The organism is Pseudomonas sp. LD120 (assembly GCF_009861525.1).
In the GTDB taxonomy this organism is placed as follows: Bacteria; Pseudomonadota; Gammaproteobacteria; order Pseudomonadales; family Pseudomonadaceae; genus Aquipseudomonas.
This window is the reverse complement of the sequence record NZ_WVHL01000005.1, coordinates 2,806,171-2,826,382: the sequence shown is the minus strand read 5'-3', so window position 1 is coordinate 2,826,382 and position 20,212 is coordinate 2,806,171. Positions and strand designations below refer to the sequence as shown.

13 protein-coding genes and 1 pseudogene are annotated in these 20,212 nt (G+C 62.6%); 8 read left to right on the top strand and 6 right to left on the bottom strand.

All coding sequences use genetic code 11. The features are described from left to right. The first annotated feature begins 32 nt into the window (after nt 1-32). On the top strand, nt 33-605 hold the full coding sequence (locus PLD_RS27360) for a type 1 glutamine amidotransferase family protein (protein WP_159897825.1): 573 nt from the start codon (nt 33-35) through the stop codon (nt 603-605). Between the two features lie 123 nt (nt 606-728). Here PLD_RS27360 and PLD_RS27355 read toward each other — a convergent pair whose 3' ends face one another. Beyond that, entirely contained in the window at nt 729-1,190 is a 462-nt protein-coding gene (locus tag PLD_RS27355; RefSeq protein WP_256674781.1) for a DUF6368 family protein, read from the bottom strand. 482 nt (nt 1,191-1,672) lie between these two features. Here PLD_RS27355 and PLD_RS27350 point away from each other — a divergent pair. Further along, nucleotides 1,673-1,885: pseudogene (locus tag PLD_RS27350) on the top strand (UDP-N-acetylglucosamine 2-epimerase); the annotation flags it as partial. A gap of 76 nt (nt 1,886-1,961) precedes the next feature. On the opposite strand, the gene PLD_RS27345 reads toward PLD_RS27350, so the two are convergent. The 3 genes from PLD_RS27345 to PLD_RS27335 all read right to left on the bottom strand — a co-directional run bounded on the left by PLD_RS27345 (nt 1,962) and on the right by PLD_RS27335 (nt 5,203). Further along, complete coding sequence (locus PLD_RS27345; RefSeq protein ID WP_159897824.1) at nt 1,962-3,524, bottom strand: TerC family protein; 1,563 nt, start codon at nt 3,522-3,524, stop codon at nt 1,962-1,964. Nucleotides 3,525-3,867: 343 nt separating this feature from the next. After that, the gene (locus PLD_RS27340) at nt 3,868-4,245 is read right to left on the bottom strand and encodes a VOC family protein (protein WP_159897823.1); all 378 of its coding nucleotides are present in this window, start codon (nt 4,243-4,245) and stop codon (nt 3,868-3,870) included. A gap of 76 nt (nt 4,246-4,321) precedes the next feature. After that, nucleotides 4,322-5,203: a LysR family transcriptional regulator gene (locus tag PLD_RS27335; RefSeq protein WP_159897821.1), complete on the bottom strand. Its 882-nt coding sequence runs from the start codon at nt 5,201-5,203 to the stop codon at nt 4,322-4,324. A gap of 256 nt (nt 5,204-5,459) precedes the next feature. On the opposite strand from PLD_RS27335, the gene PLD_RS27330 reads away from it, so the two are divergent. Both PLD_RS27330 and PLD_RS27325 read left to right on the top strand, forming a co-directional pair. Continuing rightward, nucleotides 5,460-7,001, top strand: coding sequence for an MFS transporter (locus PLD_RS27330; protein WP_159897820.1), 1,542 nt, complete (start codon nt 5,460-5,462; stop codon nt 6,999-7,001). 141 nt (nt 7,002-7,142) lie between these two features. After that, entirely contained in the window at nt 7,143-8,222 is a 1,080-nt protein-coding gene (locus PLD_RS27325) for an FAD-binding oxidoreductase (RefSeq protein WP_256674779.1), read from the top strand. Here PLD_RS27325 and PLD_RS27320 read toward each other — a convergent pair. Both PLD_RS27320 and PLD_RS27315 read right to left on the bottom strand, forming a co-directional pair. Then, nucleotides 8,219-10,426, bottom strand: coding sequence for a TonB-dependent siderophore receptor (locus PLD_RS27320; protein ID WP_159897816.1), 2,208 nt, complete (start codon nt 10,424-10,426; stop codon nt 8,219-8,221). The two genes, PLD_RS27325 and PLD_RS27320, sit on opposite strands and share 4 nt — an antisense overlap. Nucleotides 10,427-10,567: 141 nt before the next feature. Beyond that, entirely contained in the window at nt 10,568-11,518 is a 951-nt protein-coding gene (locus PLD_RS27315) for a helix-turn-helix transcriptional regulator (RefSeq protein ID WP_159897814.1), read from the bottom strand. Nucleotides 11,519-11,698: 180 nt separating this feature from the next. Here PLD_RS27315 and tssI point away from each other — a divergent pair, with 180 nt between their 5' ends. From tssI to PLD_RS27295, 4 genes are read left to right on the top strand one after another with little or no spacing between them, the layout of a single operon-like run. Beyond that, a complete protein-coding gene (gene tssI / locus PLD_RS27310) occupies nt 11,699-13,780 on the top strand; it encodes a type VI secretion system tip protein TssI/VgrG (RefSeq protein ID WP_159898223.1) in 2,082 nt (693 codons plus the stop codon). Next, complete coding sequence (locus PLD_RS27305; protein WP_159897813.1) at nt 13,780-14,889, top strand: DUF2169 domain-containing protein; 1,110 nt, start codon at nt 13,780-13,782, stop codon at nt 14,887-14,889. Before tssI ends, PLD_RS27305 begins: the two co-directional genes overlap by 1 nt. A 2-nt stretch (nt 14,890-14,891) precedes the next feature. Next, nucleotides 14,892-19,853 (top strand): RHS repeat-associated core domain-containing protein, encoded by a 4,962-nt coding sequence (locus PLD_RS27300; protein ID WP_159897812.1) that lies wholly within the window; start codon nt 14,892-14,894, stop codon nt 19,851-19,853. Then, a complete protein-coding gene (locus tag PLD_RS27295; RefSeq protein ID WP_159897810.1) occupies nt 19,850-20,209 on the top strand; it encodes a hypothetical protein in 360 nt (119 codons plus the stop codon). The genes PLD_RS27300 and PLD_RS27295 overlap by 4 nt, the downstream gene beginning before the upstream one ends. The last annotated feature ends 3 nt before the right edge of the window (nt 20,210-20,212 follow it).

Genomic DNA, 20,212 nt, shown 5'->3' with positions numbered 1-20,212 from the left:
CAACCGCTCATCGCCCCAAGCAAGGACGCTCCATGACCCGCGCCATCACTCTGCTCAGCGACAACTTCGCCGACTGGGAAACCGCCCTGATCAACGCCACCGGCCGTGGCTACTATGGCTTCGACTGCCGTTACGCTTCTCCCAAGGGCGCCATCGTGACCTCCATGGGCGGCCTGCGGGTGACCCCGGATCTGGCGTTGGAAGACATTCGTTTGGACGAAGTGGATCTGCTGATGGTCTGCGGCGGGAGCGTTTGGCAAAGCGACAAGGCGCCGGACATCGGCGACCTGCTGCGCGCTGCCCAGGCACGCAACATTGTTATCGCTGGCATTTGCGACGGCACTCGCGAATTGGCTCGGGCCGGGGTGCTGGACCACCTGCGGCACACCTCCAACTCGGCGGCCAATCTGCTGGCAGTGGGTTATGCCGGCGCCGCGCACTACCAAGATGTGCCCCACGCCGTCGCGGACCAGCGCGTGATCACCGCTCCAGGCAGCGCACCGGTGAGTTTCATGGCGCAGATTCTCGGCACCCTGGGCATCAGCGACGACAACCTTCGCGCCTACCTCGGCATGCATGCCGCCGAGCACCAGCAGAAGATCTGACCTCTCCCTTGTAGGAGCCGGCTTGCCGGCGAAAGCGATCTCACGGCCGCCTTCGCTGGCAAGCCAGCTCCTACGGAAGGTGGTGGGTGGGGCGGCAGTGCGGGCATGTAGCCGTGGACTATTTCACCCGTCGGAAATCCCGGTGGCCCAACCAAGCCGCAAAGTCCGCGGCGCTGAAAATGCTCTCACCCTCATGCTCGATGATCGCAGCCCCGCCAGAAATTCGGCATCCCGAGTGTAGGTATGGATACTGGCGCAGAAGGCCACCACGCCATCCAGACGACGGACCAACGCCAGCGCCGCCTCTCCTAGTCGTTGGTGATCCAACTGATCTTTATCCATGGCCGCCAGGCTCAGGATGCCTTCAGGGAGCCATCCAAGCTCCCCGGCCAGCCCGGCATATTCCGCCAGTTCCTCTGGATAATCGGCCCCCAGCGCGCAAAGCATGGGACTGCCTTCAATAAAGAACACCCCCCTACCCGCCCAGGACTGATCTGCAACCTCGGCCAAGCAGGCGCACACAAGGCTTTCGACCAAGCCATCGATCTTGCGCGGCAACAGCACCCTGACAGTCGGTCCGGCCATTGATTGATGTTCTCCAGCGGGCCGCCTGCGCATGATAAGGAGCGGCAAGACATGGTGGATTGCATCCGCTCCGATGCCCCGGAGCAGATCACTTCATTCACCGGACCGAGAGCATACAGACAGCAACAGACGTGTACAAAAACCTGCGCCACATTGATGCGACTCAACGCCTGGAGCCATTACCCGCCAGCACCTGCTCCAGGCATTTGTCCCACACGCCCTGGCTGGACAAGAGCAGTTCCCGCTGTTTTGATTCAACCTTCGTTCCGATCGCATCGCACCCAAAGAGGGGAACATACCTTTTAAAGTCGTGATGGTTTTCGGTACACGCCCAGAAGCAATCAAGATGGCGCCACTGGCCAGGGTGCTAAAACACTGGCCAGGTCTGCAACCGAACATTGTCCTGGTGCATGGCGACACCACCATTTTTATCGCCGCCCCCGCCGCGTTACACCACCAGTTACCCATCGACCATGAAGCACCGGCCACCGGAGCCAGAGGGCGGTACCGTGTTGCTGGTGGGCACCGACCGCGAACGCATCGTGCACCATGCCAGCGAACTGCTGGACGATGCCGAGCTCTATGCCCGCATGAGCCGAGTACACAACCCCTATGGCGACGGCCATGCCAGTGAACGCATCGCTCGCCGCCTGTACACCTGGCTGGAGGCAAAAGCCCTGCGTGGCAGGGCATGACCCTGGGCCTGAACCTCTGCGTCCGAGCCACGCAACGGCATAGCACCTTGCAGCGCCAACTCCAGGACTTCCACCGTCAGGCAGGCACCTGCCGAGACAGCTGGACCTGGGTCACGCGGCGCTCTTCCACCGCCATCACCTGAATGTTCCAGCCCTCCCATTCCAGGCGGTCGCCCTTGACCGGCAGACGGTCCAGCAGGCTCATCACCAGCCCGGCCAGAGTCTGGTAATCCTCGGTAGGCTCGGCGCCAAAGCCGGTACGCTGACGCACCTGGGGCAGGTTCAGGGCGCCATTGACCAGGAAACCGCCGTCCTGCTCCACCACATCCGGGCCCTCGACCTCGCTGGCATCCGGCAGCTCACCGGCAATGGACTCGAGAATGTCGGTCATGGTCAGGATGCCCATGAAGTCGCCAAATTCGTTGATCACGAAGGCGATATGGGTCGACGCCTTGCGCATCTGTTCCAGGGCGTTGAGGATCGAAAAACTGTCCAGCAGGTTGATGGTCTTGCGCGCCAGGTGCTCAAGGTTCGGCTCGTTGCCCGCCAGGTACTCCTTGAGCAATTCCTTTTTGTGCACAAAGCCCAGCGGCTCATCCACCGCACCATCGCGAATCAGCGGCAGGCGCGAATAGGACGAATGCATCAACTTGGTCCGGATGCTCTCCGGGCTGTCCGTGAGGTCGATGGAGTCGACCTCAGCGCGCACCGTCATCAGCGTACGGATCGGCCGCTCCGCCAACTGCAGTACGCCGCTGATCATCACCCGTTCGCGGCGGTCGAACAGCTCGCTGGTGGGGGCATCGCCGTTTTCCAGCAAGTCGGCGATTTCCTCGCCCACTTCTTCCGCCGCCAGCGTGCGGCCACCCAGCAGGCGCATCACCGCATAGGCCGTGCGCTCACGCATCGGGCGCAGGCCCTGCATGGACTTCTTGCGGCGGGCCCGGGCGATCTGGTTGAACAGCTCGATCAGAATCGAGAAGCCGATGGCCGCGTACAGGTAACCCTTGGGAATATGGAAGCCCAGGCCTTCAGCGGTCAGGCTGAAGCCAATCATCATCAAAAAGCCCAGGCACAGCATGATCACTGTCGGGTGTTCGTTGACGAAACGGGTCAGCGGCTTGCTGGCCACGATCATCACACCGATGGAAACCACCACCGCGATCATCATCACCGACAGGTGTTCCACCATGCCCACGGCGGTAATCACGGCATCCAGAGAGAACACCGCATCGAGCACCACGATCTGCGCCACGATCGGCCAGAACAAGGCGTAAGTTGCACTGCCGGCCCGCTGGCTGACATGGCCCTCCAGGCGCTCATGCAACTCCATGGTGGCCTTGAACAACAGGAACACACCACCGAACAGCATGATCAGGTCGCGCCCCGAAAAGCTCTTGTCGAACACCTCGAACAGCGGCTGGGTCAGGGTCACCATCCAGGAGATGCTGGCCAGCAGGCCCAGGCGCATCAGCAGGGCCAGGGACAGGCCGATGATGCGCGCGCGGTCACGCTGATGCGGCGGCAGCTTGTCCGCGAGGATGGCGATAAACACCAGGTTGTCGATGCCCAGCACCAGCTCCAGGACGATCAGGGTCAAAAGGCCAAGCCAGGCCGTGGGGTCTGCGATCCATTCCATAACGACGACTCAAATGCTCCGAAAAAAATCAAACGACCAAGCGCGACGAAGCGACAAGGCGCAGGGAATGCGAGACCTTGGGTTCGGGCAGGTAAAGATAGGCGGTGGCAAATGCCGAGGAAGTGCGGCCGGGAGAATGGCTGCCTGAGCGTCTGCGTCTCAGAGCGCCCGGGTGGCGCGAGACGTCATGAGGTAAAACGAGGAAAGAGCACCAATTGGGAGGCTCCGAGAGCGTGTTCATGCAAGTCCTGAGTGAAAAAACGGATTTGGAGATTACAGGGGCTGCGGCACTTTTCCCCAGCGGGAAATCATTACAAAAGTTTATCCGCCCCCCTCAAACCGCCTACACCCGCTCGGCAATCTCGATGAGGTTCAAGTCCGGGTCCCGCAGGTACACCGAGCGGATCGGTCCCGTGGCTCCGGTGCGCGCCACCGGGCCCTCGATGATCGGCCAGTTGACTCGGCGCAGATGGGCAATCACCTGCTCCAGCGGCACGCTGGCGATAAAGCACAGGTCCAGCGCCCCCGGTACCGGCAGGTGGGCCTTGGGTTCGAATTCCTGGCCACGCACATGCAGGTTGATCTTCTGCTGGCCGTACTTGAAGGCCTTGCGCCCGCCGGCAAAGGTTTGCAGTTGCATGCCTAGCACCCGAACGTAAAAGTCCTCGGCGGCCACAGGATCGATGGTGGTCAGTACCAGGTGGTCAAGGTGGTCGATCATCGAGGACGCAGCTCCTGAAGGAAGAGAAATAGCCCGGCGGATTATCCTCGCCGGGCGCAGTGCTGAACATGCCGTATCAGGCCGAACGCCGGTGCTCGCGCTTGACCTGGTCGATGTAGCGCACCACCGCCGGCGCCTGCTCGAAACGCCGGTAAATCAGCGACAGCCAGGACGACGCCGAACTGCCGCCGATCGGCCGGTACACCACATGGGGCAGGCTCAAATGGCCCACCACCGATTCGGGTACCACCGCCACGCCCTGCCCCAGGGAAACCAGGGCCAGCACCGCCACCAGGCCGCCGGGCTGGGCACCGAGCTTGGGGGCATAGGCCCCCTGGGCCGCCACTTGCAAGGTGCCGCTGATCTGCTCAGGAAGGATGAAGGTTTCATTGAGCAGGTGCTCGGAGGCGATCTGCGGCAGCCGGCACAGCCAGGACTCGGCGGACAGCGCCAGGACAAACCCCTCGGCGTCCAGGGCAATGGCCTCCACGCCGTCGGGCAGGGTCATGGGCGAACGAATGTAGCCGACGTCCAGGCGTCCGTCGGCAATTCGCGCCGGCAGGGTTGCCATCGGACACTCGCGCACATTCAGGCTGACGTCCGGGCAGTCGCGGCTGAAGCTCTGCACCTGCTTCTGCAACAACCCGGAATACACCGCCGAGGCCACATAGCCCAGCTCGATGTGGCCGATCTCTCCGCGCCCGGCGCGCTGGGCGTTGCGCTGGGCGAACTCGAACTGGCGCACCGTGGCTTCGGCCTCCAGGAGCAAAGTGGCACCGGCCTCGGTGAGACTGACCTCGCGCTGCTGACGCAGGAACAGCCGGGTTCCCAGGGCCCTCTCCATGTCCTGGATCTGTCGGCTCAAGGTCGGCGGGGCGATCCCCAGTTGCTCGGCGGCACGGGTGAAATTGCGTTGCCGGGCCACGGCAAGGAAGTAGCGAAAGTGACGAATTTCCATTTTTTGTATTAGCTCAAAGGTAATGAACTGACCGGCAGCGGCTAACAAACAGCGCCGCCGGCCGGGATAAGCTGAGCGGACCTTCACACTAGAGACTCGCTGCCATGCCCGTCAAACTCGTGTTTCTGGCAATGATCGCCCGCTACGACGCTGTCGCTGGCACCGCCTGGACAAACCGCGCCGGCATTGCTCCAAAAGCAATCCTCACTCTCAAGCCTATCCGGCGCCTACGGCAAATCGCCTTATGGGTCGCGCCATGAGCCGCCCCATCAACCCACGCGCGACCCTGCTGACCGCCTCCGGGGTCTGCTCGCTGATCGTCCTCGACACCAACATCGTCGCCGTTGCCCTGCCGAGCATCGCCCGGGACCTGGGGGCCAACTTCGCCGATATCGAATGGGTGGTCAGTGCCTACATGCTGGCCTTCGCCGCCCTGCTGCTGCCGGCGGGCAGCCTGGCGGACCGCTTCGGACGCAAGAGGACCCTGCTCTGCGGCCTGGGCCTGTTCATCCTCGCCTCCCTGGGCTGCGGCGCCGCCCCCAACGCCCTGCTGCTGGACCTCGCTCGGGCCCTCAAAGGCGTGGGCGCGGCGCTGCTTCTAACCTCGGCCCTGGCCTCCATCGGCCATACCTTCCATGACGAAGCGGAACGGGCCAAGGCCTGGGCCTTCTGGGGGGCCTGCATGGGCATGGCGATGACCGCCGCGCCCACGGTCGGCGGCTTGATCACCGAGTACTTCGGCTGGCGCTGGATCTTCTACTTCAACCTGCCAGTGGGCGCCCTGCTGCTGTGGAGCGTGCTGCGCAACGTGCCCGAATCCCGGGATACCCAGGCCGCACGCCTCGATCCCTGGGGCAGCCTGGCCTTCAGCGCCAGCCTGTTGTGCCTGATCTGGGGCCTGATCGAAGCCAACCGCATCGGCTGGAATCATCCGGCCACCGCCACACGGCTGCTGGCAGGCCTGGCCCTGCTGGGTCTGTTCGTGCTGATCGAGCGCCTGCAAAGCCGGCCCATGGTGGACCTGCAACTGTTTCGCCATCCGCGCTTTATCGGCGCCCTGCTGGGCATGTTCGCCTACGCCGGTTGCGCCCAGGTGATGATGACCCTGCTGCCCTTCTACCTGCAGAACGGCCTAGGGTTCTCGGCCATTGCCTCGGGTCTGGGCATGCTGCCCTTTGCCCTGACCATGCTCATCTGCCCACGGATCGGCGCGCGCCTGGCCGGGCGTTACGCCCCGGCCACGCTGATGGCCGCCGGGCTGGCCCTGGTGGGCGGCGGCAACCTGCTCAGCGCCTGGGCCGTGCACGTCGGAGGCTACCTGAGCTTCGCCCTGGCGATTGCGGTGACCGGCGCCGGGGCCGGCCTGCTCAACGGCGACACGCAGAAAAACATCATGGCTTGCGTCCCCCGCGAGCGCACCGGCATGGCCTCGGGCATGAGCACCACCATGCGTTTCAGCGCCATCATGCTGGCCATCGGCGTGTTCGGCGCGCTGCTGGCCAGCCACACCCAACAGCTGCTGCAAGGCAGCCTCAGTCAGGTACCGGGCCCTTGGCTGGCGCAGGTGCCGGAGATTGCCTCGCGGGTAGTGGCTGGCGACCTGCAAGGTGCCTTGGCGCACCTGCCGCACAGTGTCCTCGCACAGGTACAACCCCTGGCCCAGCAAGCTTTTGTCGGCGGTTTCGGACGGGTGCTGACGGTGGCGGGCCTCCTTGCGCTGCTGGGCGCCCTGGTCGTCGGGCGGCTGATGCGCAATCCGCTGCCCCAGGCCCAAGGGCTGGCCCTGAAACCCCAATGACAGGCGATGTCGGCAATCAGGTGCCGGCCGCTGTCGAAGCGGGCAGCCGCCTGGCGCTGAGCGTTGCATAACCGCTAATCAGCGGCTTGAGCGCCGCGTCGAGCGCTAACCTGCACCAACGGATTGAAAAACGAGGAACGCGTGAACGACTCGACGGTGATTGTTGTGGGAGCTGGCATCGTCGGCGCCTCCATTGCCTACCATCTGGCGCGCCAAGGCGCGCAGGTGAGCGTGCTGGAACAGGCGACACCCGGCGCCGGGGTCACCGGCCATTCGTTCGCCTGGATCAACCTGGCCGATGAACTGCCCAGCGCCATCAGGCCTCTGCGCAGCCGCGCGCTGGCGGACTATTGGCGCCTGCAGGAAGCGCTGCCGGCGTTATCAATCAATTGGTCGGGAGCGCTTTCCTACACCAAAGCGACCCTCGATTCGCTGCCCCTCAGCGACCTCCGCTGCAACCCTTCACTGCGCTGGCTGGATCGCTCCCAGGTGGCGCAGTTGGAACCCAATCTGCGCGCGGTGCCGGAACGGGCCCGCTACGCCCACGCCGAAGGCAGCCTGGAGCCGATTGCCAGCACCCTGGTGCTGCTCGAAGGCGCCCGCGCCCACGGCGCCCAGGTATTCGACGCCACCCCGGTGCTGGGCCTGCAACTCGACGGCCCTCGGGTGATCGGCGTCAACACCGCAGCGGGCACCCGGTATGCCGATTACGTGGTTCTGGCCGCGGGCTGCACCACGCCGGCGCTGCTGGCCCCGCTTGGCATTGACTTACCGGTACACGCCTCGCCATCGATCCTGATTCGCGTCGACGCGCCACCGGGGCTGGTCAAGACCCTCATCTCCAACCAGCAGATGGAAATCCGCGAGGCGGCGGACGGTAGCTTGCTGATGGCCGAGGACTATATCGCCGCCGACGGCCCCCAAGGCCCGCACGCCATCGCGCAGCAGGCGGTGGCCAGCGTCCGTCAGGCGTTGCGTGGGGCCGAAACCATCGCCTTGCGCAGCGTGAACGTCGGCCAACGACCAATGCCCGTGGACCAACTGCCAATCATTGGCCAGAGCGCCGACTACCCGGGACTGTATCTGGCGGTGATGCATGCCGGTGTGACCCTGGCGGCCACGGTCGGCCATTTGGTCAGCCAGGAGCTGCTGCACGGGCAATGCTGTGCCGAACTGGCGCCGTGTCGCCCGGCGCGCTTCACCCTCGCCCCCAGCCGTTAGAACGCCGCCTTGAGGCCCAGCCGCAGGTTGCGTGGTTCCCCCCACCAGCCCTGGCTATAGAAACCGATTTGCTCGTAGTACTGCTTGTCGAACAGGTTATCCAGGTTGGCCGTCAGGGACAGGTTGTCGTTGATCTGGTAGCGCGCCATGAGGCTGGTCAGGGCATAGGCGCCCTGGCTGACTTCGGTACTGCCCTTGGGGCTGGCGACATCGCTGCGCGAGACACTGCTGTTCCAGGTGGTGCCGCCGCCCAGGGTCAACCGGTCCAGCCTGCCGCTCAGACGATAAGTGGTAAACAGCTTGAACTGAGTCCGCGGGTAGCTGGTATTGATCGCCCGGCCCTCGCCGTTGCGAGCGATGAAGTGGGTGTAGCTGGCCGACAGGTTCCACTGATCGGTCAATTGCCCAGCGATGTCCAGGTCAAAACCATCGACTCGCGCCCCCGTGCCGGCCTTGTAGGCCTGCTCGTTGGGGCGACCGTCGACATTGACCCCGGGAATGGCTTCAGCAAGGCCCTCTTGCTGAGTGCGATACACCGCCAGCGCGGCATTCAACCGGCCGTCCAGGTAGGCCGCCTTCAACCCCGCCTCATAGCTGTCGCCGGTCACCGGATCGAGGATGCTGCCATTGGCCGCGCGGGCATTCTGCTGATTGAAAATGCTGGTGTAGCTGGTGTAGAGGCTGTAGGTCGAATCCAGGTCGTAGACCAAGCCCGCATAAGGGGTGATTTCGTTCTTGTAACGGTACTTTCGCGGCGTGCCGTAGTAGTTCTGCTCAATGTTCCAATCACTGATCCGCGCCCCCAGGATCAGGTGCAACGGGTCGGCCAGGGACAGACGGGTGACCAGGTAACCGCCGGTCTGCCGGGTGTGGGTCGCGTCCCCCGAAGCCCGCGTGTGAGACCACACCGGCTCGGGGATATGGTCGCCACGCCAATCCAGAAAACTCCCGGTGGCGGGCGACTTGCCCGCGGGCAGGTACTGGTCGATGTTCAGGTCATCGTCGATGCTCATCCAACCAAGGCCCAGTTCATGACGGCGCCCCAGCAGCTCGAAGGGCCCGCTGGCGGTCAAGTGCCAATCGTCCCGGGTGCGCTCGCCGTCGTACTTGAGAAAGCTGGCACGCATGCCGCTACCGCTTTGCCGGTCCGGGTAGCCACCGCGATACAGGTAGCGCATCTCGTAGTTGCCTTCGTAGCGACTGTAAGCGCTGCGCAGTTTCCAGTCGTTCTCCAGGCTGTGCTCCAGGTCGATGAAGGCGGTGGTGGACTCGGTGGCAAACGCGCTCCATCGGGTGTTGTTGGCCACTGAACGGCCAAAGTCAGTGCGCGAGCCGTCGCTGTAGAACAGCGGAAAACCGCTGCCCATGCCACGGGTCTGGTTCTTCTGGTACTCCAGGCTGCCGGTCAACCGGGTACGGGGCGTCAGCTCGGCACTGATCACGCCATAGAGCGTACGTGAGTCGTTATCGAGAAAGGTCACATAGCTGTCCTTTTCCGAGTATGCCGCCACCACCCGCGCCGCCACTCGACCGTCTGCGGCCAGGGGCAGCGACATGTCGATATCACCCCGGCGCTCATCCCAGCGTCCGACGCCCGCCGAGCCGCTGAGGGCGAAATCCGCCAGCGGCCGCTTGCGTACAAAGTTCACCGCCGCCGAGGGATTGCCGGCGCCGCTCAACAGCCCGGTGGAGCCGCGCACCACTTCGACCCGGTCATAAATGGCCGAGTCCATCTCGGTGGCGCCGAAATTCCAGAACCCATTGATCGGCGAGGCCAGACCGTCGAACTGGAAGTTGTCGATGGCAAAGCCACGGGCGGAAAAGGACAGTCGATTACTGTCGTTGCGGCTGTAGGAAATACCCGGAGCGCTGGCCAGGATATCGGCAGTGGTGCCCAGGCCTTGGTCATCGATGCGCTGGCGGGTGATCACACTGACTGACTGCGGGGTCTCCTTGATCGACAGCGGCAAGCCGATGGCCGTGGACATGGCCCCGGTGGTGTAGCTGCCCGAGTCCTCGGTGGTCTGCCCGAGCACCGGCTCGCCCTGCACATTGAATATCGGCAACTCCAGGGACGCGGCCGGCCTGGGCTCGGCGTCGGGCTCTTGGGCATTGGCCGACAGGGACGCCAGCAGGCTGCCAAGCAGAGCAGTCGGCAGGCGGCGGACGCGGCGCAGAGAAACGAAGGAAACAAGGCAAGGCATGTGCAAGGGCATCCGATGAGCATTATTGTCGGATGCGTATTATTCACATTTGCATTCGGCTCGAACTTTGGGCAATGCCAAGGATGTTATGCGAGCTGCCAACTGCGTGCCTTGGCGCTGAACGTCGGCGCTCTCCAGCGGTCATTCGCGACTGCTGGGTGACACCCCGAAACGCTGTCGAAACGCCGTGGCGAAATTGCTGGCATGGCGATAGCCGACAAAGTGCGCAGCCTGTTGCACCGACCAGCCTTGCTGCAATTGCGCCTGAGCGACATCCAGGCGGCGCTCGCGCAGATAGCCAAACACCGTCTGCCCATACGCCGCCCGAAACTTGCTGCGCAAGGAACTGCTGCTCATGCACGCCAATTGCGCCAGTTCATTGAGGGCATGCTCCTCTGCGGGCAACTGATGCAGGCGTTCGCGAACCCGCTCCAGCAACTGTCGATCCCGGGGGCTCAAGCTAGCCGCCCGAGGCTCGGCGGCGTCCAGACCGGCCAGGGCATGAGCCAGCAACTGCAGGCTCACGCCCTGGCAGAGCACATTCTGCAATGCCCCACTCCACTGTCCTGACAGCAGTTCATCGATGGCCTGACGCAAGTGGCCCGGCAAAGGCCCGCAGTGCATCCGCGAGCCCCCCTTGCGCAGCGCATTGTCCAGCAATTGGGCCAACGGCTGGTCTTGCAGATCGTCCGGGCAGGCGAGCGAAAGATTCAGCCCACGCAGCCGCACACCGCCCACATGTACAGCCGACATCGGCTGGCCATCGGCACACAGGCTGGCCATGAAAGCACCGGGCAGCAACTGCTGATCACGGGTAAAAGCCAGCGCCGCCCGGCCCTCCAGGACCAGGGCCAGACTGAAGCACGGCATCAACAGGGCGTCGGCCTGATAGGTATGAAACGGCAGCACATGGGAGTTCACCAGGGTCAGCCCGGAAGGCAGGCGGTGCTCGGCGATATGGCCTTCCATCAAGCAGGTGTCATCATCTTCAGCACCCAGCCCGGGCAGGCTGTACTGAACCGCATACCGCTCACCGAACTGCCGGAAATCCCTCAGGTAATAGCGCTGGTTCAACGGTTGGGACTGGAACAATGCCGATACTCGCAAACAGGACGTCAGGGACACGATATTAGCATTAATTCTCATTTACATTGTGCGACGTGCCGCCCCCCAGCCAATCTCGCTAGAACAGGCCAAGGGCTTTAGCCTGTCCCTGTTCAAAGCGGTGATAAGCGGGCGGGGGGATGAAGCCGTAGAACTGGCCAATACCAACTGGTTGAAGGTTATCAAGCTCAAGCGCTAGGGTTTGGAAGGCCCATCAGTCATCGGGATCTAGCGTCCCTCTGCGAGTCACGCGCTGAAGGCATCCACGGCCTGATCGACGACATCGAAATCGGCGACAGCGGCAAGCGCATGACCCGCTATCACCTGATCCTGCGTCCTCACCTTTATCAGTTGCAGCACCGCCACAACCAACGGGTCTACCAGAACCTGACGGTGCCGCAGATCATTGCCAAGGTGTTCAAGGAACACGGCATCCTCGCCGACCAATACCGCTTCAACATCGCCCCCAAGCCGTCGGTGCCCCGGGTGTATTGCGTGCAATACGGCGAAACGGATTTTGAGTTTCTACAGCGCCTGTGCTTCGAAGACGGCATTCACTGGCACCACGAACACAGCCTCGACCAGCACCTGCTGGTGTTTTCCGACAACCAGACCGACTACCCGATCCTCGCTACCGCGCGCTATCAGCAAGGCAGTGGCCTGGCCGCCGAAGACCCGGTGGTCAGCCATTTCGCGGTGCGTTTCAGCACCCGCACCAGCCAGGTGGTGCGCCGCGACTACAACCTGAAAAAGCCCGACCCGCGCAGCGCCTCCAGCGGCGCCCCGCTCGACCCGGTGCCCAGCACCCTGCACAGCTGCGCACAGAGCGAGGCGCTACCAATCCTTGAGGACTATCGCTACCCCGGCCGCTACAGCACTGGCGCGGTGGGCCAGCAACTGAGCCAGATCGCCCTTGAAGGCCATCGCGCCGACTACCAGTTGGCCAAGGGGCAGAGTGATCTGTCGACCTTTCGCTGCGGCCATCTGGTCACCCTCAGCGAGCATCCGCGCGGCGAATACAACCAGATGTGGCTGCTGGTCAGCGTTGAACATGAAGGTCGACAACCGCAGGTGCTGGAAGAGTCGGTCACCAGCGACGACCGCCACGGCGGCTTTACCCAGGGTTACCGCAACCGCTTCAGCGCCATCCCCTGGGACACTTTCTTTCGGCCGCAAGAGCCCGCCCCCAAGCCCCGCCTGAGCAGCCAGACCGCGCTGGTGACCGGCCCTGCCGGCGAGGAAATCTGGTGTGACGAACACTCACGGATAAAAATTCAGTTTCATTGGGACCGCGAAGGCGAGCGCAACGAGTTTTCCAGCTGCTGGGTGCGGGTGGCCACCAGTTGGGCCGGTGAAGGCTTTGGCCACGTGATCATCCCGCGGATCGGCATGGAAGTGCTGGTCAGCTTTATCGGCGGCGATCCCGAACAGCCCTTGGTCACCGGCTGCGTGCCGAACCAGCACACGCCCGTGCCTTATCCGTTGCCGGCGAACAAGACCCGCAGTGTGTTCAAGACCCGCAGCAGCCTGGGGGGCAATGGCTCCAACGAATTGCGCATCGAGGACAAAAAGGGCGCCGAAGAGATCTACGTCCACGCAGAAAGAGATCAGAACATCGAAGTCGAACACGACGAAACCCACTGGGTGGGACGTGATCGCACCAAGACCATCGACCGCCACGAACGTGATCGCATCAAGCGCAACTGGTCGATCAATGTCGACTGCTTCAAGACCGAGACCATCAACCTGGCCTCTCTGCAAAACGTCGGGCTGGCCAAGATGATGAACATCGGCACGGTCTACAGCCAGAACGTCGGCCTGCACATGAACACCCTGGTGGGAATCAACCAGAGCACCCAGGTGGGCCGTAGCCAGAGCACGGTGGTGGGCACGTCCTACAGCCTCAAGGTCGGCGATGGCAGCGTGCAAAGTGCCGCACCGCCTGCGGGTGAGGAGCCTGCGCCGCAGGCCAGCGGACCGGGATCGAGCATCAAGCTGGACGGTGAAAGCATCACCTTGCAGGTCGGACGCTCGAAAGTGGTGATCACCGATGCCGGGATCTACCTCGACGGACCGGACATTCACCTGGTGGCAGGCAACACGGTCAACGCCGATGCCCCCGCAGACGTGCACCTCAACAGCGGCACCGCACAACCGGCGCCGAACCTGCCGGTGGACGCCGAAACCACCCAGCTCAAAGGCCTGGATGTGACCGATGCCATGCCGCTCTTGATCGACGGTAGCTGGTGATGGGCGTCATCCACATCGAGAACCACACCGGCCTGCCACACCTGCTGTATGAAAAAACCACCCCGGCGGGCGTGCCCACGGACATCCTGGTGATTCGCGGCACCTTTGATTTTGCCCAGGGCTTGGCCATGCCCTTGAGTGCAGAACAGAGCGCGATTGTCCTCGGCGATCGCTTCGATGGACCGATAGCCACTTTTCCCTTGCAGGCGGTGATCGCCGAAGAAGGCGATCTGCTGTTGGGCAAGCCCGGCACCGATGTGCTGCTGCAAGGCAGCGTGCACAGTGCTGAGGGGCACTGGCGCACGAACTGGCCGGTCGAGGTGCAGGTCGGAGCGCTGCGCAAGCGCTTGCAGATCCACGGTCCGCGCACCGTGCACAAGGGGCTGATGGGCTGGACGCTGAGTGCCCCCGATAAAGTGGAAAAGGTCGCGCTGGATTACCGCCTGGCGTTTGGCGGCTGCTTCTACGACCCCGAGCCGTCACCCGGGCAGACGCCGATTCCCAGCGTCAGCTACCCCAGCAACACCGCCGGTTGTGGCTGGCTGCCGAGCGCGGCTGAATTGAACACCCTGGAGGCTTCGGTGCGCCAACGCATCGAGGCACAAATCGCGCAGTTGGACAGCCTGCCCGCCCCTCAGATTGAAGACCCAGCACATCCCTACAAAGCGCCCTCGCAACGTTTGCAGCCCGTGGGCCTGACCGCGCTGGCGCGCTGGTGGCAGCCGCGCGTGGGCTTGCAAGGCACGCTGGACGCGCAATGGCTCGCTGAACGCTATCCGCTGCTGCCGGACGACTTCGACCCACGCTTTTACCAGAGCGCCCCGGCCGACCAGGTGGCCGTGCCCTATCTGACCGGTGATGAGAGTGTGCAGCTCAAGGGCTGCCTGAGCGAGGGCGACTACATCACGCAACTGCCCGGAGTTGCACCGCTGGTGGTGTGTGAAAGCACGGACACTGAGCCCTTCGTAAGCGTACCGGTGCTCGACACCCTGCGCCTTGACCTGGACCAGCGTCAGGCCGTGTTGCTCTGGCGCCTGCCGGTAACGGCGGGGGTCAGCCAGATAAGCATGGCGCTGGTTGGCACCGCCGCGTTGCCAGGGAAGGCTTGAACATGACGGACAAGTTAACGATCTCCGACAGCGCCGATGATGCGGCAGCGGAACAACGCTTGATGGATCAGCGCAGGCTCAGTGAACTGCGGCAGTTGAAAGCTGAGCTGGACGCGCAAAAAGCCGCCGCCACTCAAGCGGTAGCCGCCGAGTCGGCACCGGTCGATAGGGACGCGGCCGCCACCGCCAAAGGCGGCAGCAAGCGCCACGTCGCCCATGACAGCAGTGAATGGCAAGCCGTGTGCAGCGTGCCGGACTTCTGCTGGGTCGGGCCGGTGGTGGTGGCTTTCGACTCGTTCGCGACATTGGACAGACCGGTGCTGGCTTCCCGCGACGTCAAGGCCCGTGGCACCAAGGTCTATCGGCTGGGGGACCTCTTCAATCAGGTCCAGGCCGACGCCGGTGCTCATGTGGTCGCCGGCACCTCGCTGGGTGCCGGCCACGTCAAGCTGCTGGAGGGCCACGGCAACGTCAAGGTCAATGGCTTGCCGCTGGCCCGGCACGACAGCGCCTGCCTGATCAACTGCAACGCAGCCGGTGTGGGCGGCACCTTGGGCAAGATTGTGACGGTCGCCCAGTCGGCCAGTCCGGTGGCCAGTGAGACGAGCGACCTGGCACCTCCCGGAGAGCGCACCAGCGAACGCCTGCTAGCGTTGGAGGCCGAGCGCGAAGCCCTGAAGCAGCAGCAACTCGACATCGATGGGCTGGATAAGTACATCGATTTTGACGGCTGGAACAAAAGCGCCGATGAGGGCATCGCCAGCATCAAGCAAGGGGCGGTGCTGGGCTCGACGCCCATGGGTCCGCTGATTGCCCATTACTTTCCGGCGGTGGCGGACGCCGATGCGCAAGTCACCCGTGGCGTGACCGGGTTTGCCAAAGACACCGTCATGGGGTTGGGTGAACTGGCCTACACCGGGGCCAAGCATCAAGCCAAGAGCCTGCAGAGCAACTACACCGCCGATGGTCTGCGCGGCCGTGCCTTGGATGCGCAGATCCTCGCGGAGAACATGCGCCTTGGAAACATAACGCCGGGGACTGTCGGAGCGGACATCAGCAGCGGTGCCAAGGCCATAGGTTCGGCCCTGGTCAAACCCGTGACGGACGCCTGGTCCAAGGGCAACCATATTGAAGCAGTGACGCGGGCCGGGGTGGAGATTGCTACCTTGCCGTGGGCACTGTTCAAGGCAGGCAAGGCCGCGTCTGCCGCTAAAGCAGCCAAGGCGTTGAAAGCGCTCAAGAACACCGGCACGGCTGAAAAAGTCGAGCCTATTGCTACCAAAGTCGGCGATGGCGTTCACGTCAAGCCAAAAGGAGCAGCGCATGGAACTGCCGAGGATGTAAAAACCGGAAGAACCTCCGACAGCGGCAAGAACTGCGAAACCAGCAAATGCAGCCTGGAAGGCGAACCGGTGGATGTCGCCACCGGCGACTACCTGCAGACCTGGCCGGTGCTGGAAATCCCCGGCAGCATCCCGCTGAAACTCTCGCGCCTGTATCGCTCGCGGGCCAGTTTTCGTGGGTTACTGGGGTGGAAATGGGTCGACGATTGGTCCCAGCACCTGGTGCTCGATCGCCAGCGCATTACCTATCACACCGTCGATGGCAGCACCCTGGACTACGAAGCGCCGGACGACGAAGTCCAGGCCCATAACCGGCGCAACGGTCGCTACCTGCTCAGCGGCCAACGTTCCGGCACCCTGCGCCTGTATGACCGCGCGACCCAGCAAACCCTGAGCTTTGCCCACAGCCCGAACCACACTCGCCCCCTGACGGCAATCGAAGACGGCAACGGCAACCGCATCCGCTTCATCTACGGTCCACAGCAGCGGTTGCAGCGTATCGAGCACAGCGACGGCTATCAGTTGCACATCGAGCTCAGCAGCACGGGCCTGCTGACAGGCGTCACCCTGCACGACGGCGAACAACGCCCGCGCCGCTTGCTCAGTTGCCGCTATGAGCAACACAGCATGCTGACCGGCTGCGCCAGTCACCAATTCGGCACCCTGTACCACGCTTACAACAACGCCGGCCACATGACCCAGTGGCACGACACCGACAAGACCCATTTCCACATTGCCTACGACGCCAAAGGGCGAGTCATTCGCACCCATGCCGACAGTGGTCATTACACCGACCGCTTCGAATACCACGATGCCAACCGCTGCACCGACTACCACGACGCTGAAGGCGGTAGCAGTCGGCACTACTACAACAGCGACTTCCTGGTGGTGCGCAAAGTCGATGCGCTGGGCCACGAATGGGTCACCGAGTGGAACGAATACACCCACAAGGTCGCCACCACCGACCCTCTGGGCCGCACCACCACGTACCGCTACAGCGACTTCGGCGAGCTGCTGACCCAAATCAACCCGGACGGCACCCGGCACACCTTTGACTACAACGCCCAAGGCCTGCTGACACGCTACGTCGCCGCCGACGGTGTCACCTGGCAAATGGCGTACGACGCCCAAGGCAACCTCAGCAGCGTCAAAGATCCCGATGGGCGAACCACCACCTATCAACACGGCGCCCACGGCGAGCTGCTGAGCCAGACCTGGCCGGAGGGCACCCAGACCCTTTACCGCTACGACCGCAAACAGCGCCTGAGCGAAATCCAGCAACCGGACGGCCAAATCAGCCGCGTACAGCTGGACACACTGGGCCGCCCTCTCCAGCAGCAAGACGCTTTGGGCCAGGTCACCCGTTATGCCTATCAAAGCAAGCATGCCCATCCCCGCGGCTCCCTCAGCGGCGTGACCCTGGCCGATGGCACCGAACAACACTGGGCTTACGACAGCGAACACCGACTGGCCAGCTTCATCGATGGCGAGGGTCATCGCACTCGCTACGGCTACGGCGCCTTCGACCTGCTGGAAAAACTCACCTACCCCGGCGGGCAAAGCCTGACCCTGGGCTACGACAAACTCACCCGCTTGACCCGACTGACCAATGGCGTCGGCGACGTGTATCAATACGCCTACGACAAGGCCGGACGCTTGATCGCCGAACGCGACTTCGCCGGCACCCTCACCCGCTACCGCTACAACGCCGTCGGTTGGCTCAGCGAAAAACACTGCGCCGACGGCGCCCGCGTGGCCTACCACTACGACATCGCCAGCGCACGCCTGCTGAGCATTGCTCACTACCGGGCCACCGGCGAACTGAGCGAACAGACCGAGTTCAACTACAACGACGTCGGACACCTGATCCGCGTCAACAGCCCCGGCGCCCGTATCGAATACCAACGCGACGCCGTCGGCCGCCTGCTCAGCGAACGCTTCAATGGCCGCCTGATCGAACATCAGTACGACCCCGCCAGCGGCCTGCCCATCGGCCAACAGGCCGGCGCCATCGCCGAACAGGCCAACGCCCAGGAAGCCTTCGCTGCCCTGCCCCAGGTACAGTGGCAGCACGACCGCAATGGCGGCCTGGCGCAACTGCTGATCGCCGGCCATGCACCGCTGCAGATCAGCCGCGACGCCCTGGGCCGCGACATCCAGCGCAGCAGCAGCGCCGGCTTCAACCTGCACCAGCACTACAACCGCCTCAGCCTGCTGACCGAGCAAAAGACCGGCGCAGCCGCAAGCTCTTTTGTCGAACGCCACTACCGCTACGACAAAGCCTTCAACCCGATCCAGATCGACGACAACCGCTGGGGCCAGAGCCACTACCGCTACAACGCCAACCAGCAACTGATCGCCGCCCACCTGGGCCAGGGCCAGCCGCAGCAATGGCTCTACGACAACGCCCTGAATCTGCTCAGCGAAGGGCAGATCCACAGCGCAAAGGGCATGGGCGTCCAGGCCGAGCAAAAAGGCGGGCGCGTGGTCAAGTCCGGGGCCAACCGCTACCGCTACGACGCCTGCGGCCGCCTGGCCGAAAAAATCGTCGACCGCCACGGCTTCCGCCCCCAGCGCTGGCAATACCGCTGGAACAGCGACAACCGCCTCACCGACCTCTACACCCCCAACAACGAACACTGGCGCTACGAGTACGACGCCTTTGGCCGCCGCACGCGCAAGTTCAACTTCAGCCGCAGCAACAAACGCGACACACACTACGCCCACAGCGAACAACACATCATCGGCGAGGAATACCTGTGGAGCGGCGAACAACTGCTCGAAGCCGCGCCCATCTACGCCGACGGCACCGTCGCCTTCGAACACGCCACCCGCTGGAGCTACGCCCCCGGCGGCATCACCCCGCTGGCGCAACAGCAAGGCGACAAACTCTGGTACATCGTCACCGACCACCTCGGCACGCCCCGAGAGCTACTGGACGAAAGCGGCCAACTAGGCTGGAGCAACAGCCCCAACGTCTGGGGCCAAGCAAGGCTATGGCAAGCCGCGAATGACGAGTTCGCCAGCAGCAATGTGGTGCCGATCAACAAGACCACCTGCCCGATCCGCTTTCCGGGTCAGTACTACGACGAAGAGAGTGGCCTGCACTACAATCGGCATCGATACTACGACCCGGAGACGGCGCAGTATTTGAGTCCGGATCCGCTGGGGTTGGGAGGTGGGACTCGACCGCAGGGGTATGTGGATAATCCGTTGAGTTGGGTTGATCCATCTGGTTTGCAGATGGTAAGCCCGAAAACTGTTCTTTATTCTCAGGATACAATTAACCCCACATTTGCTGATGGCGGCAGTTTAAATGAGTTAAAACACCGACTGATGAATGACCCCACCTACATAAATGAGGTTGAGCCTATACGTAAAGTAAGGATGAGAGATCTTCCTTTAGAAACGCAGGAAAGACTCATACTACAGGGTGCAAATAAAAACTCCGTGTTCAGCCTAGACAATCGTAGATTGTATGCAGCCAAAGAAGCAGGGATTGAAAAAATGCCATCTCGCTGGGCTACACCCGCGGAACTTAACGCTATAGATTTGAATCGTAGATTCTCGACCGAAACGGCAGGAAAATCAATTTACTTGAAGTGCGGGGGGATAAAATGAACGTAAAACCAGTCGAAACAAAATATGGAAAAATACATTCAAGAGATGCAGTGAGCGTAATTCAATTTTTTTTGACTCCAGCTCCTTTTGAAATAAAAATAATTGCAACTCTCTGGCTTCCTGGGTGCATACCTAAGCAAAAGGAGAGAAAGCTCGTCAACATTACATTTAACTTTCGAAAAATAGACATGATTTCAATATATACACTCGACAAATACCCATATGAAAAACATAGCATATCCAGCTTTGATGAGGTAATTGGTGAGAATTATGGATGCAAGAAGAGATATATATTAAGCACTTACGACCACGTTTTTGATATCGTAGGAGATTGCGAAATTTCATTTCCGGCATAATTC

Bases quoted from the DNA above. Each gene is read 5' to 3' on its own strand.
- PLD_RS27360 (WP_159897825.1), top strand. From the start codon at position 33: ATGACCCGCGCCATCACTCTGCTCAGCGACAACTTCGCCGACTGGGAA.
- PLD_RS27355 (WP_256674781.1), bottom strand. From the start codon at position 1,190: ATGGCCGGACCGACTGTCAGGGTGCTGTTGCCGCGCAAGATCGATGGC.
- PLD_RS27345 (WP_159897824.1), bottom strand. From the start codon at position 3,524: ATGGAATGGATCGCAGACCCCACGGCCTGGCTTGGCCTTTTGACCCTG.
- PLD_RS27340 (WP_159897823.1), bottom strand. From the start codon at position 4,245: ATGATCGACCACCTTGACCACCTGGTACTGACCACCATCGATCCTGTG.
- PLD_RS27335 (WP_159897821.1), bottom strand. From the start codon at position 5,203: ATGGAAATTCGTCACTTTCGCTACTTCCTTGCCGTGGCCCGGCAACGC.
- PLD_RS27330 (WP_159897820.1), top strand. From the start codon at position 5,460: ATGAGCCGCCCCATCAACCCACGCGCGACCCTGCTGACCGCCTCCGGG.
- PLD_RS27320 (WP_159897816.1), bottom strand. From the start codon at position 10,426: ATGCCTTGCCTTGTTTCCTTCGTTTCTCTGCGCCGCGTCCGCCGCCTG.
- PLD_RS27305 (WP_159897813.1), top strand. From the start codon at position 13,780: ATGGGCGTCATCCACATCGAGAACCACACCGGCCTGCCACACCTGCTG.
- PLD_RS27300 (WP_159897812.1), top strand. From the start codon at position 14,892: ATGACGGACAAGTTAACGATCTCCGACAGCGCCGATGATGCGGCAGCG.
- PLD_RS27295 (WP_159897810.1), top strand. From the start codon at position 19,850: ATGAACGTAAAACCAGTCGAAACAAAATATGGAAAAATACATTCAAGA.